A 24819-nucleotide genomic window follows, 5' to 3' on the forward strand; every position below is an offset into this window, starting at 1 on the left:
TGTGGTGGATGGAGAAGGAGAGCCAGTGCCGATCGGAGTGGTGGGAGAGATCTATCTGGGAGGAGCGGGAGTAGCACGAGGGTACCTGGGGAGAGCGAGTCTGACGGCGGAGCGGTTTGTCCCAGATGCGTGGAGTGGAGAGGTGGGAGGGCGTGTCTATCGGACAGGAGACCTGGGTCGTTATCGGGAAGACGGGAGTCTGGAGTATGTAGGGAGGGTGGATCAGCAAGTGAAGGTGCGAGGTTATCGCATCGAACTGGGAGAGATCGAGACGGTTCTGGCACAGCACCCTTGTGTGAGCGAGTGCATAATACTGGTTGAGGATGGGCTACTGATTGCGTATGTGGTAGTTGAACAGATGGAAGAGGCAGAGGCGGAGATACGAGCCTACCTGTCCGAGAAACTGCCAGGATATATGGTGCCAGGTCGCTTTGTCTGGCTGCCAGCCCTGCCACGGACGGCCAACGGCAAAATTGACCGTGTAGCTCTGGTCCAGGTAGAAATCGAAGAAGAGGTTAAGGTAGTAGAAGGCGCGCCCTCTGGAGTAATAGAAGAAGTGATGGTGGAGATCTGGGCCAGCGTTCTGAAGAGAAAGAGGATTGGTAGGCAGGAGTCCTTCTTTGAATTAGGTGGACATTCTCTGCTGGCAACTCAGGTAATGGCACGGGTGCGCAGTGTCTTCGGTGTAGAGGTGGGAGTAGGCGCATTGTTCGAGGCACCAACGATAGAGGGATTGGCTATCAGAGTGCGCGAGGCTTTAGAAGGAGCTAATCCGGGAGAACGCCCGTCACTGGTTGTAGTAGAGCGCAAGCAGGATCTCCCCCTCTCATTCACACAGCAGCGACTCTGGCTACTGGATCAGATTGAGCCGGGGAGTGCTGCCTACAATATTCCCACCGCGACACGTCTGCATGGCCCGTTGAATAAGGCTGTGTTAGAAAAAAGTTTGCGCGAAGTAGTGCGACGGCACGAGGCGTTGCGTACCACTTTCAAAGAAAAAAATGGGCAAGCTGTCCAGGTCATCAATGCCTGGGAGGATTTTGCCATTCAGTATGAGGATTGGCGTGATCTGAGTCATGAAGAACAGGAAAGCCGAGTGCAACAGGCGATCCTCGCAGAGGACTCCACTCCATTTGACCTGGCTCGGGGCCCCCTGTTGCGCGTCTCACTGCTCTGCCTGCACACTCACGAACATGTACTCTTGCTGACTATGCATCATATTATTGCTGATGGCTGGTCTATGGGGCTTTTACAGCGAGAAATCACGACGCTTTATATGGCCTTTCAGAAAGGTCAGCCATCGCCATTAAGTGAATTGACGCTTCAATACGCGGACTATGCAGCCTGGCAGCGCTCCTGGCTTCAAGGCGAGGTACTTGAACGACATCTAGCCTATTGGAAGCGGCAGCTCCAAGATCTATCTCCTCTGGATTTGCCGACTGACTATCCCCGCCCGCCAAGGCAAACCTTTAATGGTGCACTACAGACACTACTTCTACCGACGGCACTGGTTGAAGAATTGCGGCAGATAAGCCAGCGCGAGGATGCAACTTTGTTTATGCTTTTGCTCGCGGCCTTCCAGGTCTTGCTGGCCCGTTATAGTGGGCAAGAGGATATAGCTGTTGGGACACCGATTGCTAACCGCACGCATACAGAAATAGAGAAACTCATCGGCTCTTTTATTAATACCCTGGTGCTGCGTACAGATCTGGCTGGCAATCCTAGCTTCTGTGAGCTGATTGCGCGTGTGCGCGAGGTATGCCTGGGTGCATATGCGCACCAGGAGGTACCGTTTGAACGCCTAGTAGAAGAGTTGCAGCCTGAACGTGACCTGAGCCGTTCTCCGTTATTTCAAGTTATGCTAGTACTCCAAAATCTGCCTGTCGTCAATAATACATTCGTTGGCCTCACCACTTCATCGTTTGAGCGTGAACATGCCGCAGCTAAGTATGAGCTCTCGCTCACTATGACTGAGTTGGAGCAGGGTTTGTTCTGCGAACTGGCATACAATACCGATTTATTCTCAGAACAGACCATTAATCGGTTACTCGGTCACTGGCAGAGGTTATTAAGTGGTATTGCAGCCCAACCAGACGCACACCTTGAGGATCTACCGCTTCTAACTGAAACCGAGCGTCAGCAAATCCTGGCTATAAATGCGACTGAGCAAGCATATCCGCGCGAGTGCTGTCTGCCACAGCTTTTTGAGGCCCAGGTTGAGCGAACGCCACAGGCTATAGCTGTCATCTGTGGAGGCGAACGATTTACCTATCAGGAACTAAACGCCCAGGCGAATCGGCTTGCCTGGGAACTAACAGCGCGTGGCGTCGGGCCAGAAGTGCCAATCGCCCTATACGCTGAGCGCGGCCCGCTCTTTCTCATATCGGTACTGGCTGTGTGGAAGGCAGGAGGCATTCACGTTCCAATTGATCCGAACTATCCAGCAGTGCGCGTGGCACAGATACTGGATCAGAGTGCCTGTGCTCTGGTATTAACGAACAGGCATTTACAGGCACAATTAGAATCCGCTCTGCCTGCGACAAGAGTAGCAGAGGAAGGATTGCTCGCCCTCGCAGCCATAGAAATGCTGCTAGAGCAAGGCACAAATATAACTAATTTGCCTGCGCACTGTGAGCCGCACAACCTGGCATATATCATCTATACCTCTGGATCAACTGGTGCGCCCAAAGGGGTTATGGTCGAGCATGGTGGAATGCTCAATCATATCTATGGCAAAATTTCTGATCTCCAGATTACGCAGGAAGATTGCGTCATCCAGAACGGTCCGCCCTGCTTCGATATTATTATCTGGCAATGTTTTGCCTCGCTCCTTGTGGGAGGGCGCGTTCAAATTCTTAGGGATGAAATAGCTTTTGATCCTTCTCGGCTTTTGGAACAGACTGAGCAATCTCATGCCAGTATACTCCAAATCGTACCATCTATGTTGCGCGAAATCATATACGAGGCCGAGCGTCGTGGGCAACAGCGCCCGTCTCTCACCACTTTGCGCTGGATCGTTCCAACGGGCGATGCGTTGCCTACAGAACTTTGTCAGCGCTGGTTAGAGAGCTATCCTGCAATTCCTCTTTTGAATACTTACGGCTCAACTGAGTGTTCTGATGATCAGTGCCATTACGCGATTCAGCAACTCACATTTGAGCCAGAGTTAGTACCCATTGCGCCAGTTGGCTACCCTATCAGCAATATGCAAGCCTATGTTCTAGATCATGCTCTGTCTCTGGTTCCACCAGGAGTCATTGGCGAACTCTATATTGGTGGTGTTGGCGTTGGACGAGGATACTTGCGTGATCCAGGTCGTACAGCGACTGTCTTTCTCCCAGACCCTTTTAGTACGATCCCTGGTGGACGGCTCTATAAGACGGGAGACCAGGCCCGTTACCTGGCCGAAGGAGCCATAGAGTTCCTTGGACGAGTGGATCACCTGGTAAAGATTCGTGGACACAGAATTGAAGTGGGTGAGATAGAGGCTGTACTGGCTCAACACCCTGGCGTGCTTGAGAGTGTTGTGGTGGTACATACAGACGCGCAACATGAAAAATCGCTTGTGGCATATGTGGTTTCAGACAGTCAACATGTTCTCGACAGTCAAGAAGTGCGTACTTATCTGCAAGGCAAGCTGCCAGAAGTTATGCATCCCACCCATATTATGGCTTTGGATGCGCTTCCGTTGACTCCGCTTGGCAAAGTCGATCGCAAAGCGCTGTCCCAAATTGAGATTATAGGTCGAGACGTCACTGCTCAGAGCGAGGAGCCGCGCAACCCGGTGGAGGAGACCATAGCTGAGATCTGGCAAGATCTCCTCCATTGTCAAACCATCTCCATTTACGACAACTTTTTCCACCTTGGCGGACATTCGTTATTGGCAACCCAGGTGATGGCACGCATACGGACCATGCTAGGTGTCGAGCTTCCCCTGCGTAGCCTCTTTGAGACGCCTACCCTGGCTGGACTAGCTCGTCAGGTTACGCAACGCTTGCATAAGTCGCAGGTCCAGTTTAGCCTTCCCGCGCTTCGTGCGACACAAATGCTGGAAGCCCCTCTCTCGTTTGCGCAGCAGCGGCTCTGGTTCCTGGACCAGCTAGAACCAGCGAATCCAGCTTATACGCTACCACTCGCGGCACGTCTGCACGGTAGCCTGGATATGAAGGTCCTGGTGAAGAGCCTCTACGAAATTGTCTTAAGGCACCAGACATTACGCACAACATTCCCTCTGAAAAATGGCGATCCCGTCCAGCTGGTCCATCCAGTAGACGATTTCCGCGTTCAATTTATCAATGGCAGCAGCTGGAGTAATACTGAGCAGGAGGTTCGCACCTCACAGATCCTTCAGGCTGAGATACTACGACCATTCAATTTACAAGAGGAGCTGCCATTTAGAGTCACGATCCTGCGTCTCTCCAGCGAAGAGCACATCTTACTGGTAAATATGCATCATATCATTTCTGATGCCTGGTCTATAGGTATTCTGGTGCGTGAGCTTGCAGCCTGCTATAGTGCCTTTGAGCAGAAAAAAACCTCGCCCTTGCCAGAGCTTCCTGTGCAATATGTTGATTACGCCCACTGGCAGCAGACCTGGCTGCGAGGAGAGCCGCTCCAGCATCAGCTAGATTATTGGAAAAATCAGCTTAGTGGGCTTGAGCCACTGGCCTTGCCTACAGATTATCCCCGTCCAGCTGTGCAAACCTTCCATGGCGCTCGTCTAACAGTACGTTCTAAGCCTGAATTGCTAGAAAAGCTCAAACAAGTGTGTCACCAGGAAGGTACAACGCTGTTTATGACGTTATTGGCTGCCTTTCAAGCGTTGTTGGCGCACTATTCTGGTCAGAATGATATTGCTGTCGGGATCCCTGTAGCCAATCGTACCCAGGAAGAACTTGAGCCACTCATCGGTTTTTTTGTGAACACATTGGTTTTACGTATTGATCTCTCTGGCAACCCAACCCTGCGTGAACTGCTGCAGCGTGTACGCAAGGTTGCCCTGGATGCATACGCTCACCAGGATGCTCCCTTTGAGCAGCTAGTGGAAGCTCTGCATCCAGAACGTGACCTCAGTCGCTCTCCCCTCTTCCAGGCCATGTTTGTCTTACAGAATGCGCCTGCTACCGGAACGACATTCAGTGAGCACCTTTCTCTGGAGCCCCTGGTTTCAGAGAACCTGACCGCCAAATTTGACCTGACCTTCTCGCTTACAGAGAGCCAGCAGGGGCTACAGTGTGTAGCGGAATACAATACGGATCTGTTCGCGGAGGCAAGCATCCAAAGGCTGTTGGGACACTGGCAGCGCCTGCTAGCCGCTCTGGTGGAGCAGCCCGATCAACCGTTCCGCTCTCTGCCGTTGCTGGAAGAGGCCCAGTCTCAGCAACTCTTGCGGGATTGGAATGCGACGACTCTTCCACTGGAGGGCATCGCCCTGGTGCCTCAGCGCATTGTACACCAGGCCCGACAAACGCCCCATCACCTGGCACTCACCGATGGACAACACCAACTCACCTATGCGCAACTGGATCGTCGCAGTGCCTGGATCGCTACCCAGTTACGCGCCGCCGGGGTGCGAGCGGGTGATCGTGTTGGTATCTGCCTCCCGCGCTCAGTGGACTTGGTGGTTGGTATGCTGGCTATCTTGCGACTGGGGGCTGCCTATGTCCCCCTGGACCCGGATTATCCACAAGAGCGCCTGCACTATATGGTGACCCAAAGCGGCATGCGTGTTGTGCTTAGCATGGTGACGCCCAAGTTGCCCACGACATGGGGGGCAGAGGTGGCGATGGTGCTACTCGAAGCGGGGGAACTGGATACCGAGCAGATGGGCGAGCTGGATGCCGCACTGGAGGAGATCAGCTCAGAGTCGGTGGCGTATGTAATTTATACTTCGGGCTCGACGGGCCAACCCAAGGGAGTGGCGATCGGACAGGGAGCTTTGCGCAATAGCTTGTTTAGCCTTCAGCAACGCCTGGGTCTGGGGGAGCAGGACCGCTTGCTGGCGGTGACCTCGATCTCGTTTGACATTGCCGGGCTGGAGTTGTTGCAGCCATTAACCTGTGGAGCCCAGATCTGGATTGCAAGTCGCAGAGAGGCCAGCGAGGCCGAGGCATTGCAGCAGGTGCTCCAGCGAAGCGAGGCCACAGTGATGCAAGCCACTCCGGCCACCTGGCGACTGCTGGTGGAGGCAGGATGGCAGGGAAAGGACAGAATGACAATTCTGTGTGGAGGAGAGGCCTTGCCCAGAGGGTTGGCGCGAGCCCTCAAAGGGAAAGGGCGAGCGGTATGGAACCTGTATGGCCCGACTGAGACGACGATCTGGTCGACGTGCGAGCGGATCGAGGGGGAAGAGGAGCGGATACGAATCGGGACACCGATAGGGAATACGCAGGTGTATGTCCTGGATGAAGCAGGGCGAGTGGTGCCGCAGGGCGTGATAGGAGAGCTCTACATTGGGGGAGCAAGCGTGGGAGAAGGCTACTGGGGAGATGCGAGACAGACGGCAGAGCGTTTTGTGCCAGATCCCTTTGGGAGCGAGGCAGGGAAACGGCTGTATCGGACGGGAGATGAAGTGAGGTGGGCAGAGAATGGGAAGTTGGAGTATATAGGGAGAAAGGATCAGCAGGTAAAGGTGCGAGGGTATCGCATCGAGTTGGGAGAGATCGAGGGAGCGTTGGAGGAGCAGGAGGAGGTAGAAGGAGGAGTGGTGGTGGTGCAGGAAGGGGAACTGGTGGGATATGTCGTAGGCAGGGGAGGGAAGATGATCGAGGAACAGGCGCTCAGGAGCCGTTTGCGCCAACACCTGCCAGGGTACATGGTGCCGCAACGGATCGAGGTGGTACCAGCCTTTCCGCTCACACCCAACGGGAAGGTCGACCGCCTCGCCCTTGCCGAATTCACTCAGCAAAGCGAGGTTTACGGAGAAAACATCGAACAACCTGCGAAACTGACCAGCCCCGTGGAAAGTATCCTGCTTGGTATCTGGGAGGATGTGTTAAGACGAAAAGGTATACAGACTTATGATAATTTCTTTGAATTAGGAGGACATTCTCTACTCGCTACACAGGTTGTTACCCGACTCCGGCGCATCTTTACACCGAACATCCCTGTTTCAGTGCTGTTTGAGACGCCGAATATTGCGGAGCTAGCGCGGCGTATCGAGCACGATCAGTATGGTGCGCAGGCCGTGCCTGAAGGACCTGTGCTGGTTCCCGTCCCTCGTGAACAGGCATTGCTCCTCTCTTTTGCACAGCAGCGCCTCTGGTTCCAGGATCGATTGGACCCGGGAAATCCAGCATATAACATCCCACTGGCTATGCATGTACAGGGAGTGCTCAAGTTTGATGCCTTAGAGCAGACATTGCGGGAAATTGTCAGACGGCACGAAATTTTACGCACAACATATCGCTTTGACGGAGAGCAGGTGGTGCAGGTTATTGGCTCCGCAGATGACTTCTGTCTGGAGCAGCATGTTTTACACGTAGAGGATAGTACGCTGAAGCAGCATCTAACCCAGAAGTTTATGCGCGCCGAGGCCGAACATCGCTTTGATCTTGCGCATGGACCTTTGTTCCGCGCTGCATTGGTACAGTTTGACCAGGAGCAAGAATATCTGCTCCTCGTAACAATGCACCATATTGTTGCTGATGCCTGGTCATTACAGCTTTTCCGCCATGAACTGGTCACGCTCTACGCCGCTTTCGCGCAGTCTCAGCCGTCGCCGCTACCAGCGTTACCGATCCAATATGCTGATTTCGCGCAGTGGCAGCGCCGCTCATTCCAGAATCGCACATTTGAGGCCCACCTGGACTACTGGACAACGCAACTGCGCGGCGCTCGTGCCTTTGACTTACCCGCAGATCATTCACGCAAGTCAGGAACAAGCAATCGTGGTGCCAGTTATACGTTCCGCTTGCCAGATGACCTTTCTCAAGCACTTCTAGCCTATAGTAAGCGCGAAGAGGTCACGCTCTTCATGACCTTACTGGCAGCCTTCCAGGTACTCCTGGCACGCTTAACAGGCAGCAAGGATATCGTCGTTGGTACAGACATTGCCAGTCGCACCCAGGTAGAGACAGAGAGCTTGATAGGCTTTTTTGTTAATTTGTTAGCATTACGCCTCCAGCTAGATGGGCAACCCCTGTTCAGGGAGGTTTTACAGCAAGTACGCACGATGGTCCTCGACGCTTACGTTCACCAGGACCTGCCCTTTGACTACCTGGTTGATCAATTACACCTGGAGCGTCGTGACGGTATGACGCCGCTTATAAATGTCCTCTTTGTACTGCAAAATGTGCCAGAGATGCCAACTGAAACTCGTATGCCAGAACTTGTTGTCAAGCTGGTTGGTGATACTGCTACCCAGCATGCGAAGTTTGACGCGGCCTTCTTCCTGGTCGAAGGGCCAGCGGGATTGCGTGGAATGGTCAACTATAATACCAACCTCTTCGAGGAGCGTACTATTGCGCAGCTTGTTCAACGCTATGAGGCTCTCCTACAAAATATTCTTGCTCATCCTGAGGACCCGATACATGTATTGGGAATTGCTCCAGGCAGCGATAAAATGAGCCTGGATACGCGCCGGGACTCCTTACGCAGCAGGCTGAGAACAGTCAAAGAAGAAAGCATCGATCTGGATTAAGCGACTGTATTTTCTCTGACGAGGAAGGAGTAAGTAAATGCCGGTACATACCTTAAAAGGTTTTCCTTTATCACTTCAGCAGGCTCGCCTCTATACTCTGGAGGAAGATATACAGACGTATCGTGTTCTTGGTCGCGTGCTGCTTGAAGGAGTTCTGGATCCTGAAATTTTGCAGCAAGCGTTTAAGCGTATTATCGCGCAATACAGCATTTTGCGCACACGTTTCTATTGTCCGCCAGGCATGGATGTTCCCATGCAGATTGTTTCCTCTCAGGTTGAAATGCTCTACGAAGAATTTGATCTGAGTCAGCTAGATAGAAAGCAACAAGATACACAACTTGATGCTCACTTTGTTGAAATGAGATCACGGCCATTTGATCTGGAACATGGCCCACTGTTACACGTAACGCTAGCGCGTACCGGAGCTCTTGCTCACCAGTTATTCCTCTGCCTTCCAGGCTTGTGCGCCGATGCTGTGACATTACGTCTGCTTCTCAGAGAACTGGGCCAGACCTACGAGACGCATCTGCGTGGAGAAGATAGCACGACTGAGCAGGTGTTGCAGTATACGGAAGTATCAGCCTGGCAGAATGATCTCTTAGAGGAAGAAGACGCGGTTGAACCCCTTGCGTATTGGAGCCAGATCGATTTGTCAAAATTACATACCCAGCCCTTGCCGTTTCTACCAGGTAGAACCATACAATCAGAGTCAGAGGTTCAAAAAGCGGAAAAGTTGGCCGCACAGGGATTCACATTCGGGCTTACCGAGGAAATCATGCGACAACTCCAACAGTTTTCGCAACACAATGCTTGCTCTTACGAGTCAGTGTTACTGACCATCTGGCAAATTGCCTTGAGTCGGCTGACCGGCGAGCCTGATCTGCTCATAGGCGTTACCTGTGATGGGCGTATGTATGAAGAACTTGAAACAATACCTGGTCACTGTGCCCGTGTTGTTCCGCTGGCTACTTATTGCCGGAGCGATCGTACCTTTTCTCAAAACGTCGTTGCCATGCGTGCCATCCTTGAGCAGGCGCGTGAGCAGCAGTTGTATTTTTCCTGGCGTAGGCAGGAAGCATTGGAAGGTATTGATACGCGATACTTTCCTTTGGCCTTTGAGTATGTGGAGCAAACAGAAACCTGGAAAACAGAGACAATCTCTTATTGCTATCTGGAAGAATACAGCCACCTTGAATGTGCCGGATTGAAATTGAGGGTCGTCCAGGCGAGCGGCACATATCAACTTGAATTGCAGTATGATCCAACATGTTTTTCAGCCAGACAAATTGAACGACTCGCCGATACTGTACTGATGTTGCTGGAAAGTGCGCTAGCCCGCCTGGCTGATCCTGTTGACCGCCTGGAACTTGTGAATAGAGTGGAGCGGCAAAGGTTGTTGCAACACTGGATTGGCCCTCACGACGACTTTGCCTTCCAGCCCTTAACGTGGCTCTTTGAGGAAATCGCCAGGTTAACTCCTTCAGCAACAGCAGTTATCTCTGACGGTGAATCGTTGACCTATGGGGAACTGAATCAGCAGGCAAATCGCCTGGCGCGCTGGTTGCAAAAACGGGGCGTTGGTCCTGATGTGCTCGTAGGCTTGTATGTTGAACGAGGCATCGATATGCTGCTTGGGTTGCTGGGTATCTTGAAGGCTGGTGGCGCATATGTGCCACTGGACCCATCTCTGCCTTCTGCGCGATTGAAGCAACAACTTACACAAATCGAGTCATCTGTATTGCTGACCCAGCAATCGTTGCTCGGACAATTGCCAGCTTACACTGGGTGTTTATTCTGTCTGGATTGCGCGTCTGAACTCCTGACAGAGGAAATGAATACGAACCTGGCAACAACAATTGAGCCAGAACATCTGGCTTATGTCATTTACACCTCTGGTTCAACTGGTCTTCCCAAAGGTGTCGCCATTCGCCAGCAAGGCATCAGTAATTATGTACAGGACATGTGTCAGCGCCTGAATAGCGATAAGGGCTTGCATTTTGCTACTGTCTCCACTCTGGCGGCAGACCTGGGTAATACCACGATTTTCTGTTCACTGGCCACTGGCGGCTGCCTGCATATTTTGCCATACACGGTTGTCACCTCTAGTGAAGCTTTCGCGAGTTATATTGACGAACATCCAATAGATGTCCTGAAGATCGTTCCTTCTCATTTTTCTGCGTTGCTGACCGGGGGGCAGGGCCAACGCATATTACCGCGCAAATACCTTATTCTAGGCGGAGAAGCCCTCTCCTGGGAACTGATAGAACGCCTGCGAATTACTGGTTGTACATGTAAAGTCTGGAACCACTACGGGCCGACGGAGGCAACCATTGGGGTTCTGGTGAATGAACTAAGCACGCTTGAGCGTGGCAGGGAGGAGACTACCAGCGTATCATTAGGTAGGCCTATCGCGAATATGCGTTTTCTCATCGTTGATCAGTTCCACATGCCTGTACCTGTAGGCATTCCTGGCGAATTATGGCTTAGTGGAGCCGGGCTGGCTGCAGGCTATCTGGGAAATCCTGAATTGACAGACCAACAGTTTCCCCTCTATTCCTGTGAGTCAACTCCTCAGCGCTTCTACAGAACAGGGGACCGGGTTCGCTATACTGAGCAAGGGCAGCTTGAATTTCTTGGACGCCTTGACCGACAGATCAAGATCAGAGGCTATCGTATTGAACCAGGAGATATCGAAGCCGTTTTCAAACAGCACGTTGCTGTGCGTGAGAGTATGGTGCTGCTCCAGGAAGATACGCCTGGAGAGCAAAAACTAGCAGCATACGTGCTCATAGCCAGAGAGTACACGCAAACCATGCCTGACCTGGCGGAATTCCGTCGTTTCCTGAGTGAAAAATTGCCTGTTTATATGCATCCCACAGTGATTGTGCCGCTGGCGGAGTGGCCGCTGACAGCAAATGGCAAGATAGATTATCAGCGATTAAAAACGCTCAAGCCTCATTCTCCTAAGAAGAGTGTAGTGGCCCCACGCGACCAGGTGGAGTTCAAACTGATGCACATCTGGGAAAATCTTCTTCACGTCTGGCCAGTGAGCATCACCGACAACTTTTTTGAGTTAGGGGGACACTCCATCCTTGCCGTAGCACTGATTGCGCAAATTCAGCGTGCATTTGGGCATGACCTGCCTGTCACGACACTGTTCCAGTACCCTACGATTGAGAAACTGGCTACTGTTTTACGTCACTATACTGATACAAACACGTGGCAAACTATTGTACCCATCCAAACGAATGGCTCAAGACCTCCACTATTCTGTGTTCACCCCTCTGGTGGAACCGCTTTTTGTTATTATACTCTCGCCCGTTGTCTTGGGCCTGATCAGCCCGTCTACGGTATACAAGCACCGGACCCCACCGTGTGGGAGCAGAACAGTTTTTCCGTAGTTGAACTGGCTACACAATATATCGCCGCTCTACGCCAGGCGCAGGCGCAGGGACCATATTTTCTGGGAGGCTGGTCGGCTGGCGGCGTCATAGCCTTTGAAATGGCATGCCAGCTACGTAGGCAAGGCGAGCGTGTTGCCCTGCTAGCACTCTTCGATAGTTCAGCACCTCTCGGCCAAAGAGAGCCTCTTGCCCCACCAGATCTTCGTGATCCCGAACTAGCGCGGAGCATCTTAGAGGAACTTCAACTGGCCCCGTCTCCTCTCGCTCTTAACACTCTACAAGAGGACGAGCGATTGCCCTATGTGCTTGAACAGGCAAAAATACAACAACGTGTCCCCCAGGACATCAGTCTTGCGCATCTCAGGTATTTTGCGCATATGCAAAAAAAGTTACTCCATGCCTTGCGTAGTTATACCCCTGCTGTGTATCCAGGAAGGATTACTCTTTTTCGAACTCCGACCTCAGCTGCGCTTGAGAGCCAGCACGTATCAGCTCCAGCCGAAGTGGGTGCCAACAACGCTCTTGATCGCTGGGCTGAATTCTCTATAAGTGAACTGGAACTGCATATTGTCCCTGGCGAACATGCAACACTAATGAACGAGCCAGATGTAATCGCTCTGGCCGACATTCTGTCCCGCATTTTAACCCAGATGACTGTGGAATGAGCGTGATCTTTCGTACTCTGGAGCAAGTTACCAATAATTCGCAAAAAAAGGAGCAGATGATGATCCACGATTCTATTGCTAGTTGCATAGGTCAGACACCGTTAGTCGCTCTGAAGCGTTTATTTCCCTCACCCAAGCAGGAGGTCATTGCTAAGCTGGAGTTCCTAAACCCTGGTGGCAGTGTAAAAGATCGTCCAGCCCGCTTCATCATTGAGCAAGGGCTAAAAGATGGACATATCACTGCTCAAACGCACCTGATCGAAAGCTCATCCGGTAACCTGGGGATTGCACTCGCGATGGTCTCCAGGATCTATGGCCTTACTTTTACTTGCGTTGTTGATCCAAAGATCGCTTTGACAAATCTGCGCATTTTGAAGCAGTTGCAAGCGAATATCGAAATGGTAACAACGCCTGATGATCAGAATGGATACTTAAAAACGCGTATCAAGCGGGTACATGAATTGCTGGAAAGTATTCCTGCCAGCCAATGGATTAATCAGTACGCCAATCAGTTGAACTGGCAAGCTCATTACTGGTCCACAGGTAGCGAGATATGTGATCAACTTGATCGTGCTCCTGATTGCCTGGTGATTGCTGTAAGCACAACCGGAACTATTTTGGGACTGGCCAGGCGTTTGCGCGAGAAATATCCTCGATTGCGCGTGATTGCTGTTGATGCTGTTGGCTCGGTAATCTTTGGCGCACCTGCAGGTCCGCGGGACATTCCAGGTATTGGGGCTAGCCGAGCACCTGAACTCCTATGTAAGGATGAAATAGACGAAGTTATCTGCGTCAATGATTATGAGGCACTGCAAGGATGCCGCGATCTCGTGATGCGAGAAGGTATATTCGCAGGTGGCTCATCTGGCTCGGTTGTCGCAGCATTGCACAAACTCTTGCCAACATTCCCCCCATCCTATCGGGTTATTACACTTTTCCCTGACCGGGGAGATCGCTATCTGGATACTATTTATGATGACACCTGGGCGGCTGCTCGTCGGGTCGCTGCACTACCAACACGTGGTGTCCTGCGATGAGCGATATATATTTCTGTCGTCGGATGTGCCTTGCAAATGGGGCTCTCGGCACAGTTGATCCCTCCAAATAGAAATGGTGAAACTATGCCTGTTTATCGCTATACTTACCTGTTCACTAGATATCTTAAGCCTCAGCGCTGGAGAGTTGTGCTGCTGGCAGTTTTGTTGTTGGGTAGCATCATAGCTGACCTGGTGACGCCCCAAATTCTGAGTTTTTATATCGATACGGCTCAATCTCGTAGCGCTCTATCTTCCTTACTGATCATTGCGCTGTTCTATCTGGTTGGGGTGCTGCTGACATTGTTTCTTACGGTTGGTGCGGCCTATATCGGAGAATATGTGAGTTGGACGGCAACCAACATGTTGCGCGCAGATCTGGCGGTCCATTGCCTCTCTCTCGACATATCCTTTCATAACGCTCATACTCCTGGAGAATTTATTGAGCGCATAGATGGCGATGTGAGCTACCTGGCGAATTTCTTATCCAACTTTGTGGTACAACTTTTAGGCAGTGTGCTGCTGTTATTTGGGATTGTTATAGCGCTACTACTAGATGATTGGAGGCTGGGTATCGTCTTTGGGCTTTTTGCCCTGGTGGCTTTGCTGGTGATGGGGCGTGTGCGCAACATCGCAATCCCCTATTGGCAACAAGCCCGACAGGCCAGCGCAGACTATTTTGGCTTCCTTGAGGAACATCTCGATGGGCGGGAAGATATCCGTTCACAGGGAGCCACAGCATATATTATGCAAAATTTTTATCGCTTATTGCGCAAACGCTTTCATCTTGAGCGCAAAGCCAGCCTCTCCAGCTCCCTTATTGAAGCTACCAGCGTACTCCTCTTCACTTTTGGTTATGCGCTTGCTTTTGCCTCAAGTGCCTATCTCTATTTCTCACATGCGATTACAATTGGCGCGGTCTTTCTCGTCATACAGTATATCCAATTACTCGAAACACCAATCCAGCAGGTTACGGCTCAGCTGGATGATCTACAGAAAGCCCTGGCTAGCATCAAACGCATTGAAGAGCTTTTTCGCATCCAGAGTCAGATGCGGCAGGACCAGAAGCTCTCTCTTCCGGAAAAGGTGCTTTCTGTGGCATTTGAACATGTCTCCTTTGCCTACAATCCTGCGACGCCAACGCTACATGATATCTCTTTTCAACTTGAGCCAGGAAAAACAGTAGGCGTGTTAGGGCGTACCGGGAGCGGTAAAAGCACCATTGCGCGCCTTATGCTTCGTATGTATAGTCCCACACAAGGAACCATCCGCCTGGGTGGTGTCGATAGCAGTATGGTTCCAGTGCGTGATATTCGTGCTCGTGTTGGCCTGGTGACGCAGGATGTCCAACTTTTTCATGCTACTGTACGCGATAACCTGACTTTTTTTGACCGCGGTATTACCGATCAGCATATTCTGACTGTTTTAGACAACCTGGGAAGAAGCGCCTGGTATCAAACATTGCCAGAGGGACTGGATACTTTGCTTGATCCTGCGAGTGGGCTTTCGGCAGGAGAAGCTCAATTGCTCGCCTTTGCTCGCGTCTTTTTACGAAATCCCGACCTGGTGATTCTTGATGAAGCTTCATCGCGCCTGGACCCGGAGACAGAGCGTTTGATTGAGCAAGCTATAGATAAACTCCTCTACAATCGCACCTGTATTATTATCGCGCACCGACTTTCCACTATCAGGCGAGCTGATACTATTCTCATTTTGCAGGATGGGCAGATAGTCGAGCAGGGCAACTATAGCGAGTTGAGTACGAATACAGAGACACTGCTCCATGATTTACTTCAAACGCAAGAAGAGCAAGGAGTTTTATGAACACATATCGCTATTTATGGCGTTTACTGCGCTATCAACCCTGGATCTATACTGGTCTGAGCTTCTTACTGATCATTTATGCGCTTTCTTTTTTAGGAGAAGGCTTGTTGATTCGCTCGTTCGTCAATGCGCTCACAGGGCAAATGACCGCCGAACTGATGGTATGGAGCATTATCCTGCTTTTTATGATTGTACGAGTAGTCAGGACTCTTTTGCTGGTAGCGAATACTGTCATAGAAACTACCCTCCGACACAGTATAGGAGCATTGTTGCGACGTAACCTTTTCACACATATTATGGAGCAGCCTGGTGCGCAGGCGCTAAGCTGCTCACCAGGGGAGATGATCAGCTATTTTCGCGATGATGTAGCTGAGATAGCAATGTTTATTGTTTCCAGTGTGGTCGCAGGCGGGACCTTACTTACATCACTGGTGGCTATTTTTATTCTGGCGAGAACCAGTCTGCTGATGACTCTGGTGGTTTTCCTACCTTTTTTGTTGATTTTTTTCTTAATTAGCCTGATTGGTTCGCGTGTGCGCAGATACAGAGGAGCCAGTCGGCGCGCGACTGGCGATATTACTAGGGCCATTCGCGAGATGTTTCAAACTGTCCAGGCTATTCAGCTGGCGAATGCCGAGGAGCGTGTGATTGATCAGTTTCGTAGCGTAAACGACGTTCGCCGCAAGGCCGCCCTTGTAGAGCGGATGTTTACCTCGCTTCTACAAACTTTTTCCGCCAATATTGTTAATCTTAGCATGGGGCTAGTTTTGCTCTTTGCTGGTCCATTGCTACGTACAGGTCGCTTTACCCTGGGAGATTTCGCTCTGTTTATTTCGTACCTTGTAATTACTACTACCCTTCCCAATATCCTTGGATCTTTTTTGATGCGCTACAAACAGGCTGGAGTCTCTTTTGAGCGCATGCAGTCTATTTTTGCCGAAAGTCAGCCAGAGCTGTTAGTAGCTCATCATCCCGTCTATCTGCGTGATGAGTTTCCGCCGGTGCCAGCGCTCATCAGAAGCGAGACCGAAAGCTTGGAGAGGCTTCAGGTCAGGGGGCTAACGTATCACTATCCTCAATCGCGTAATGGTATTGAACAGGTGAATTTTGATCTACGGCGGGGATCCTTTACGGTTATTACCGGGCGCATCGGGGCAGGCAAGACAACATTGTTGCGCGTTTTGCTGGGATTGCTCCCCAAACAGGAAGGAACAGTGTTCTGGAATAATGCACAGGTGACAGAGCTCGCCAAGTTTTTTACCCCTCCCCTTTGTGCCTATACCCCGCAGGTCCCTCGCCTCTTTAGCAAAACATTGGGCGAAAATATTCTTTTGGGACAGCCATACTCATCAGAAGAGGTCCAGGCTGCTCTGCGCCTGGCTATTTTAGAAGATGATCTCTTGTCCCTGGAAGCAGGTCTCGCAACGCCGATTGGTCCACGCGGCGTAAAATTGTCCGGCGGACAACTCCAGCGGGCTGCCGCGGCACGAATGTTTGTCCACAATGCTGATTTCTATGTTTTTGATGATCTTTCTAGCGCACTGGACGTCAAAACCGAACAGTTACTCTGGCAACGCCTGTTTGAGCAACAAGAGCGTACTTGTCTAGTTGTATCACATCGTAAAGCGGCCTTTCTCCATGCGGATCATATTATCGTCATGCACGGTGGTCGAGTCGTAGCACAAGGAACGCTGGACACACTGCTCAGTGAGTGCATTGAGATGCAACGTTTATGGTCGGATGAGGAAGAAATTCACCAATTATAACTGTGTAACTGGTATGGGATGATATTCTTTTTGTGCTGTCGCCAGGCACGAATATGCGTCCTATGTTATTTTAACTTTAAGGGGGATCGGATGACTCTTTCACACGATGACGCAGGTATTCTCTATCTTTGTGAAGATGAGGTCAAGCTGGCCTGCCAGCACCTGGATAGTATAGCTGTGATGCATGAGCTTTTCAGGCTATACGCCTCAGGAGAAACAATACTGCCTGACGAAGCGTATCTGGCCTGGGCAAATCCACTGGGAGAAAGCGTCAGAAGTCTGAATATGCCTGGCTATGTTGGCGGTTCAATCAACCAGGCTGGTACCAAAATAATCAATGGCAATATTGCGAATCCACGCCGAGGGCTTCCTCGCGCCAGTGGCCTGACGCTCCTCTATGACCCTACTACTGTACGTATCGCCTGTATTATGGAAGGGGCATATATCTCCAGCTTACGTACAGCCAGTGTCTCATTGCTAGCAACGCGGCTTTGTGCCGGGCGACCGATCGAATGCGCAGCAATCATCGGCGCGGGCGTGTTAGCACAACGTCATATAGAACTACTAGTACAGCAAATACCATCTCTGGTAAAGATTTCGCTTTTTGATCTTGATAAACAAAGGGTGGCAAATATGCGCACCCTGCTCACCCCACTACTTGAAGACTCACACGTCGTGCTTATAGAGGAAACAAGCGCGCAAAGGGCTGTTGAGGGAGCGCAATTAATTATTCCTGTTACTACAACGACAACCGGTTATATCCCCTATGCCTGGCTTCAACCGGGTGCTATTCTGGTGAACGTTTCTCTTGATGATCCTTTGCCTGATGTCGTGTTGCAGGCTGATAAAATTATTGTTGATGATTGGGACCTGATCAAAAATGATACCCGGCGTTTATTAGGCAGAATGTATCGCTCAGGTGAAATTATTGGACCCGATGATCCCCACCCTCAAGGAAGCCGCGCCCGTCGCATAGATGCGCATCTGGGAGATGTTGTAATGCGAGAGCGCGTCGGACGCGAGAGCGACAACGATATCATTCTCGTCAACCCATTTGGCTTGTCCATTGAAGATATTGCGCTTGCAACTTATGTCTATCAAGAAGCGTTGCGTCTGCACCTCGGAACACCCTTGAAACGCTAGCTCTGGTAGAAATAGTTGGAACGTATGCTGTTCTCCTCTTGAGGATAGCCAGGTATCGAAAACGATTAACGTATGAGCAAAGTTGGGAGTGAAGACAGCCATTGCTGTATATCACTCCTATCATCATGCTCAAGTTGCTCATAAAGAGTCAGCGCCAATATACCAAGTCGCTGTGCCTCCGCAATGTTGCCGCGTGCCAGTGCGACACGTGCCGCTCCAAATTGCGCTTTGGCCCGATATTCCTGGTCGCACGATGAGGTTAATACTAACAGCTCTTCAAAATAAAGAGCCGCTTGCCCGCTCTTCTGTTGTAAGAGGGTGCATTCACCTAACGTAGAAAGCGCGAGACGTAGAAGGCTTTTTTGCCTGATTGAACGCGCCACAGCAAGACCTTCTGCTAAATAAATCTCTGCTTGCTGAATGTGTTTGTACTTGAAAGCCTTTATGCCTAGGTAAACGAGCGAACGACTGATATATTCGCTGTAGCCTAGCTGGTAGGCCATGGAAAGACTTTCGTTCAAAAAGACTTCGGCTTGAACCTCATCTCGAAGTCCCAGTGCGGCGATGCCAGACAAAAGTAACAACTGGGTCAAGCACTCACGATAGCCTGCCTGTTGTGCAAGGGTACGTCCTTCTTGCAAAAATGTTTCAGCCTGGACATAGCTTTCCTCTTTGAGTGCAAGAGTAGCTAACGTTTGTAGTATTCTACATCGTAAGTGTGGCGACGGCTCAAATTGATGAATAAGTGTTTCTCTTTCCCGCAGATATGCATGTGCCTGAACATAATCCCCCTGTTCCAGTGCGAGGTAGACCAGCCCTAGCAGGGCATTGCAGATGAGTTCAGGATAACCAAGCTGGCAAGTTATCTCCAGGCTCTGCCGAAAATAGTGGTTTGCGTCGGGGTAGGCTGTCTCTATGAGCGAAATCTGGCCAAGTTCCCCCAGGAGCATGCTTAAACCCTCTGGGTAATTGTATTGCTGTGCCAGCGCCAGCCCTTCTTGAAAATAGGCTTGAGCCTGGAAGGTGTTGCCACGACGAGCCACAATTGCTCCTAAGTAAGAGAAAAGCATTACCAGGAGTGTATGATAACTATAACGGCGCGCTTCAATTAATGTCTTTTGAAAATAGGCTTCTGCCTGAAGATATTCCCCTTGTTCGAATTCAAGCGTGCCAAGCTTAAAAAGAAGGTTGCTCTTTGCGTACTGCTCTTCATAGTGCTGTGCCAGGTCTAAAGCTTGTTGATACAATGTTCTGGCCTGTGCGGCATCACCGCCTTTCTGGATACTTTCAGCGAAAGAACAGAAAATTGGCAAAGTATAGCGCAGGGTGTCTGGTTGTTTTTCCAGGGGAATGACAAGTTGGTATGCGTGTTGCAGATATTTACTAGATAAATCATACCAGCCCTTCCTCTGAAAAAAGGGCGAAAATAGAGCGAGAGCGCGTATGAGTTGGTGTGTTTGCTTGAGATCAAGCATCGCTTCCAGTCCAGCAAGAAGTATATCTTGCTCCTGGTTTAATGCAGCATCTATAGTATGGTATTGCTCCAGATAGTTAAGTATGTAATCAATGAGTCGATTTCTGGCTTCTCCATCGACGTGCTTTAAGCGAACATAATCTATAATTATCTGATGAAGCGCATAGCGTCCTGCGCCAACACCTTCTAGTAGCCCTGCATCTATCAGGACATCAAGTATCTCTACCGGTGCCTCCGCAACTGCCAACGCGGCCTCTTCTGAAATACATTTGGGCCAGGCAGGCAGAACAGCCAGGGCATAGAGTGCTTGCCTGGCGAGAGGCGAGAGATGATTATCGCTTATCTCGATGATGGATTTGAGGGAAGTAGCTGAGTTATCTGAGTGGTCAAAACTTTGATTGTTGACGATCTGTTGTTCAAAAATACGTAGACGCCCCTCTGATTGGGAAAGACGTGTTAGTGCTGCTTGAATTCGTCTCGGCTGTCCTCCATGAGCATGTAATTGTAGATTCTGCCCTATGAGAGTCAGCGCTAGAGGTAACCCTCCCACAGAGCGTACCAGGGCATGCATAGTCTGGGTATCCTGATAGATTAACGTTGGGACAAAATTTTCTAAAAGCTCCAGACTTTCTTTCTCTTCTAATCCCTGAATCACAAAGGCGTTATTATTGGCTAGTCGCAAAGAGATAGAGGGGAGACGCGTCGTCACTAGATATGCACATTGTGTTCCACCCATTTTGAAAAAAGGCAGGAACTCTTCAATACTCCACACGTCATCTATGATAATGAGCATGCGGCGTGCATGCAAAATATGCGTAATGGCTTTTACTTGCTCTTCTTCACTGGCGTAGCGCCTTAGCTCATTTGTTGAAAGGCCCAGGAGTGCACCACAAGTTGCGAGCAGCTTTGCTTTCTCAGGCTGTGGTCCGAGGTTAATCCAGAGTATGCCATGATGGAATTGCTCCTGAATTTGCTTGTTGTAAATGCATATTCTTGCGAGTGATGTCTTTCCTACTCCTGGTAGGCCATGCAGAGCAATAATGGTCTTTTCTGGCTCTGTGCATAGTTTCTGCGTAAGAAGCTCAATGACTTTCTGGCGTCCGACTAAATGCGAAGAATGGGAAACGAAGGACTCCGGGCTCTTGAACAGAAAGACTTTTGAGGGCGAGAAAACATCAGCTTGAGCAAGTGGCGCAGCTTTTTGTGAAGGAGATGGCATCTCTGACTGCTCTTTATTAGGAAGTAATCCTAATTCACGTGCATCTTTACCAAACAGTGTACAAAGTTTTTCTCTATAAAAAGGACTGGGAATGGTATGGCCTCTTTCCCAGCGACTGATATAACAAATAGCAGGTGCGTCAATCTGCTCAGAGACAAACTTTTGAGACCATCCTCGTAGTTCGCGTGCCTGGCGTAGGAGCGTGTTGGGTATTGCTACTGCAGCAGATTTCATCTATGTAATCCTTTCGGAATGGAGATCCATAATTGGTACATCCGAAAAGTTGTAGGGTCCAGACTGGCTTGGATCGCTCCTGTGGGCAGAAACGCTGGACTAGTGAGCATAAGGTCATGCTCGTATGACTCTTCTGGCCCTTTGTGTTTTTACTGATGCACCAATAATCGTGGCTGCGCCTTTACCATAAATATCTATATAAGCAAGCATTCAGCTAAAAGCCTCTACTTGGATCTGACCCTTGTATGGTTAAGAAAAATAATGATAAGGCGCTTTACTCTTTAAAAGGAATTTGCAAAAGTTCCTTCACTACATATTTCTATCATTCCTATCTACTTCTTTGATCAGCTATTGACGTGATAATATCATGATAATCACCATCAATATGAAAGGTAATATCACATTTATATCATTTTGATATCGCCAGGTTGCTCTGGGAGGGTCTAAAAATACTCCTGACTTGCTAAGATTATAGGAGCGCATCAATTGGTGATATGCCTATTTTGCGAGATGTATATGGAAAGAGGTGGATTTCTATGAGTTTTTGTGTAAATTGTTTGTTATAGACGTGTTCATAACATGAATGTTATTATAAGTTCAGATATTTGTTTTTACATGTGTAGGGGAAAAAGGACTATCATTGATACAAAACAATATTTCTTCTACTCCCTGGCTCCAACTTATGCCCCGGAAAAAGCAGGCCCAGGTGCGTTTGTTTTGTTTTCCATATGCTGGAGGAGGAGTATCTGCCTTTCATTTCTTGCTAGAACAGGCGCCGTCAGATATTGAAATCTGCCCTATACAGTTACCTGGCCGGGAGGGACGTTTTACAGAGACACCTTTTACAGAGTTAGATGTGCTTGTTAAATCTCTCTATCAGGCTCTTTTGCCTTACTTTGATGGAGCATATGCATTCTTCGGGCATAGTATGGGAGCACTCATTAGTTTTGAATTGACGCGCTTGATACGCCTGAAGGGCCAGGTCGCAGGACCAGTACATCTTTTTGTTTCTGGACATAGGGCACCACATCTGCCTGATCCGAGGCCACCTGTACATCATCTCTCTGACCTTCAATTGATCGAGACCCTCCGCCAACTTAATGGAACTCCGGAGGCGGTGCTCAACAACTCTGAGCTCTTGCAGCTTTTGCTTCCACTACTCCGCGCAGACTTTACGCTCTGCGAAACGTATGCCTATAGATCCGAGTTACCACTGACCTGCCCTATTTCCGCTTTCGGTGGGCTGGATGATTCAGAAGTTTCCCGCGAAGCTATTATGGCTTGGCGTGAACAAACCCAGGGTTCTTTTCAAGCTCGTTTTTTTATGGGCGATCATTTCTATTTGCACAAGGAACAAGCGAACCTTTTGGCTGCTATCCTGGCAGGATTACAGAGCACAAGCAGGGATTTGTAGATGAGGATAGAAGGGTCCTATTCATATAGGCATGCTACATCTCTTTTTTCATTGTGATAGTGCGCTACACAAACACAGCTATCTTCTCGCGGCGAGCAGCTATTCGAAGAGGAGGAGAGAGATGGTTAGAGGCTATCGTCGGGGAGATCCAAGCCGAAGTCGGCGATATGATAGAGGCCATCAGGTGAGCGTTCAACCACGCAATAGGGTTCGAGGGGAGGGAGATCGTGGGCGGGCTGCTGCTGTGCGAGCCAGGCAGCGAGGGCCTCAGGTAGGTCCGGCATCTGGCCGTGAAGCCAGGTGAGGAAGGCAAGGGCCTGTTCTGGAGTCAGGCGGACGACGCGCCCATCTGAGAGCTGTATGTCATGCGTGTTGTCTATGGGGTTCACCTGCTTTCTTCGCGCTGTTGAGAAGACCTGGTGGCTCTGCATGCTCTATAGAGAGTATACCGCACACAGCATGTTTTTTGTGGAGAGCAAGAAAAAAACGCGTGCTTTCTCTTTTCGGAACACTCAATGGGTACCAGTCAACACGCGGAACCGTCCTGCGGCTTCTTGCCAGGCTTCATGCTGGGTAGCCTGTGGCTCAAAGAGGCGAGTAGCGGTGCGTTGGGCCGCCGTGCGCACCTCTGCCAAGCTCTGGAGATCTCCCAAGCCTACTAGTTGCATCAGGGCATTGCCGTACGCAGTTGCTTCGTGTGGTCCAGCAATCACAGGTATTCCAAGCGCATTAGCCAGCCACTGATTCAACCAGGCGTTGCGGGCACCTCCACCAAGAACATGAACACCCTTGATGTCTTTGCCTGTTAGAACACTCATCTGTCGAAATACCTCGCAATAGCGTAAGACCAGGCTCTCCAGAATGCAGCGGGCAAAGGCCGCTGGGGCCTGAAGCGGTTCTTGCCCGTGCTCCTGGAGATACGCGTTCATGGTGGCTGGCATGTTCATCGGAGCGAGAAAGCGTGGATCGTCTGGATCAACCAGAGCAGCAAAGGCTGGTACTCCTGCCACATCGGTCAACAAGGTTTCGTAATCCATTGTAAGCCCATCTCGCGCCCACTGACGTTGGCATTCCTGCAAGAGCCAGAGCCCCATCACGTTTTTCAGGAAACGCGTGGTGCCAAACACGCCCCCTTCATTCGTATAATTGGCCGCCAGCACCTCTGGGCTGATCAGAGGTTGGGGCAGTTCGACCCCAACGAGCGACCAGGTTCCCGAACTGATGTACCCCCAACCATCCGAAGAGGAGACTGGCGCAGCCGCAATGGCCGACCCAGTGTCATGAGTCGCAGGAGCGATGACCAATGCGGAACCCAGATCATCCTGCCATTCTGCGAGAACCGGACCAAGTGATGTGCCCGGCTCAACCACCGGAGGAAGCATGCTTGTAGGAAGACCCAGTTGCGTCAGAAGATCCACGTCCCATACTCCCGCCACCGCGTCCCAGCATTGTGTCGTCGAAGCGTTTGTGCGCTCACTTACCATTGATCCGCTTAGCCAGTTATGAAACAGATCTGGAATCATGAGGAGGCGGTGAGCCTGGGCAAGGGTACCTGGTTGCTGATACTCGTGTGCCGTGAGCTGGAACAGGGTGTTAAAGGGCAGAAACTGAATGCCGGTGCGGGCATAGATGCGCTCGCGTGGGATAAGGGCACAGACCTGTTCCATAATGGTCGACGTGCGTTGATCACGATACTGAAAGGGCAAACCGAGTAAGAATCCGTTGCGATCCACCAGCCCATAATCGACTCCCCAGGTATCGACCCCGATGCTGTCCAATGATCCAGCCCGTTGGCGAGCTTTGCGCAGCCCTGCCAGGGTTTCGTCCCAGAGGCTCGCAATATTCCAGAAACGATGTCCATGGATGGTGATCGGTCGGTTGGCAAAGCGATGCACCTCTTCCAGGAGGAGCTTCTTGCCATTGAAACGTCCCAGGATGACGCGTCCACTCTCGGCACCAAGATCAACCGCCGCGACATTGCGTGTCGTCATACATGTCTCT

10 protein-coding genes are annotated in these 24819 nt (G+C 50.6%); 7 read left to right on the top strand and 3 right to left on the bottom strand.

Translation table 11 applies throughout. The features are described 5' to 3' along the window. The first annotated feature begins 4 nt into the window (after positions 1 to 4). The 6 genes from JMJ04_RS31040 to JMJ04_RS31065 all read left to right on the top strand — a co-directional run bounded on the left by JMJ04_RS31040 (position 5) and on the right by JMJ04_RS31065 (position 18477). Positions 5 to 8641 carry an amino acid adenylation domain-containing protein gene (locus tag JMJ04_RS31040; protein ID WP_268887390.1) on the top strand — a complete coding sequence of 2879 codons (8637 nt, stop codon included), beginning with the start codon at positions 5 to 7 and terminating at the stop codon, positions 8639 to 8641. Between the two features lie 37 nt (positions 8642 to 8678). After that, positions 8679 to 12710 (top strand): non-ribosomal peptide synthetase, encoded by a 4032-nt coding sequence (locus JMJ04_RS31045; protein ID WP_201374218.1) that lies wholly within the window; start codon positions 8679 to 8681, stop codon positions 12708 to 12710. Positions 12711 to 12769: 59 nt separating this feature from the next. Beyond that, on the top strand, positions 12770 to 13747 hold the full coding sequence (sbnA, locus tag JMJ04_RS31050; protein WP_420799534.1) for a 2,3-diaminopropionate biosynthesis protein SbnA: 978 nt from the start codon (positions 12770 to 12772) through the stop codon (positions 13745 to 13747). 147 nt (positions 13748 to 13894) lie between these two features. Beyond that, a complete protein-coding gene (locus tag JMJ04_RS31055; RefSeq protein WP_236038547.1) occupies positions 13895 to 15568 on the top strand; it encodes an ABC transporter ATP-binding protein in 1674 nt (557 codons plus the stop codon). Beyond that, positions 15565 to 17334 (top strand): ABC transporter ATP-binding protein, encoded by a 1770-nt coding sequence (locus JMJ04_RS31060; RefSeq protein ID WP_201374221.1) that lies wholly within the window; start codon positions 15565 to 15567, stop codon positions 17332 to 17334. The genes JMJ04_RS31055 and JMJ04_RS31060 overlap by 4 nt, the downstream gene beginning before the upstream one ends. A gap of 90 nt (positions 17335 to 17424) precedes the next feature. Continuing rightward, positions 17425 to 18477: an ornithine cyclodeaminase family protein gene (locus tag JMJ04_RS31065; protein WP_201374222.1), complete on the top strand. Its 1053-nt coding sequence runs from the start codon at positions 17425 to 17427 to the stop codon at positions 18475 to 18477. Between the two features lie 65 nt (positions 18478 to 18542). Here JMJ04_RS31065 and JMJ04_RS31070 read toward each other — a convergent pair whose 3' ends face one another. Further along, positions 18543 to 21404, bottom strand: coding sequence for an NB-ARC domain-containing protein (locus JMJ04_RS31070; RefSeq protein WP_201374223.1), 2862 nt, complete (start codon positions 21402 to 21404; stop codon positions 18543 to 18545). Between the two features lie 682 nt (positions 21405 to 22086). On the opposite strand from JMJ04_RS31070, the gene JMJ04_RS31075 reads away from it, so the two are divergent. Beyond that, positions 22087 to 22818 carry a thioesterase II family protein gene (locus tag JMJ04_RS31075; protein WP_201374523.1) on the top strand — a complete coding sequence of 244 codons (732 nt, stop codon included), beginning with the start codon at positions 22087 to 22089 and terminating at the stop codon, positions 22816 to 22818. 125 nt (positions 22819 to 22943) lie between these two features. Here the strand turns inward: JMJ04_RS31075 and JMJ04_RS31080 are convergent, their stop codons facing one another. Together JMJ04_RS31080 and JMJ04_RS31085 are read right to left on the bottom strand one after the other, a co-directional pair. Further along, positions 22944 to 23207 carry a hypothetical protein gene (locus tag JMJ04_RS31080; RefSeq protein WP_236038549.1) on the bottom strand — a complete coding sequence of 88 codons (264 nt, stop codon included), beginning with the start codon at positions 23205 to 23207 and terminating at the stop codon, positions 22944 to 22946. Positions 23208 to 23330: 123 nt separating this feature from the next. Further along, positions 23331 to 24809 (bottom strand): rhamnulokinase, encoded by a 1479-nt coding sequence (locus JMJ04_RS31085; RefSeq protein WP_201374225.1) that lies wholly within the window; start codon positions 24807 to 24809, stop codon positions 23331 to 23333. Positions 24810 to 24819: the final 10 nt, after the last annotated feature.

The sequence above is a fragment of the Ktedonobacter robiniae genome (genome assembly GCF_016587375.1).
GTDB classification, from domain to species: Bacteria; Chloroflexota; Ktedonobacteria; order Ktedonobacterales; family Ktedonobacteraceae; genus Ktedonobacter; species Ktedonobacter robiniae.

What these genes read in the sequence shown, in the direction of transcription:
- JMJ04_RS31075 (WP_201374523.1), top strand. Translation starts at nt 22,087, where the DNA reads ATGCCCCGGAAAAAGCAGGCCCAGGTGCGTTTGTTTTGTTTTCCATAT.
- JMJ04_RS31070 (WP_201374223.1), bottom strand. Translation starts at nt 21,404, where the DNA reads ATGAAATCTGCTGCAGTAGCAATACCCAACACGCTCCTACGCCAGGCA.
- JMJ04_RS31060 (WP_201374221.1), top strand. Translation starts at nt 15,565, where the DNA reads ATGAACACATATCGCTATTTATGGCGTTTACTGCGCTATCAACCCTGG.
- JMJ04_RS31045 (WP_201374218.1), top strand. Translation starts at nt 8,679, where the DNA reads ATGCCGGTACATACCTTAAAAGGTTTTCCTTTATCACTTCAGCAGGCT.
- sbnA (WP_420799534.1), top strand. Translation starts at nt 12,770, where the DNA reads ATGATCCACGATTCTATTGCTAGTTGCATAGGTCAGACACCGTTAGTC.
- JMJ04_RS31065 (WP_201374222.1), top strand. Translation starts at nt 17,425, where the DNA reads ATGACTCTTTCACACGATGACGCAGGTATTCTCTATCTTTGTGAAGAT.
- JMJ04_RS31085 (WP_201374225.1), bottom strand. Translation starts at nt 24,809, where the DNA reads ATGACGACACGCAATGTCGCGGCGGTTGATCTTGGTGCCGAGAGTGGA.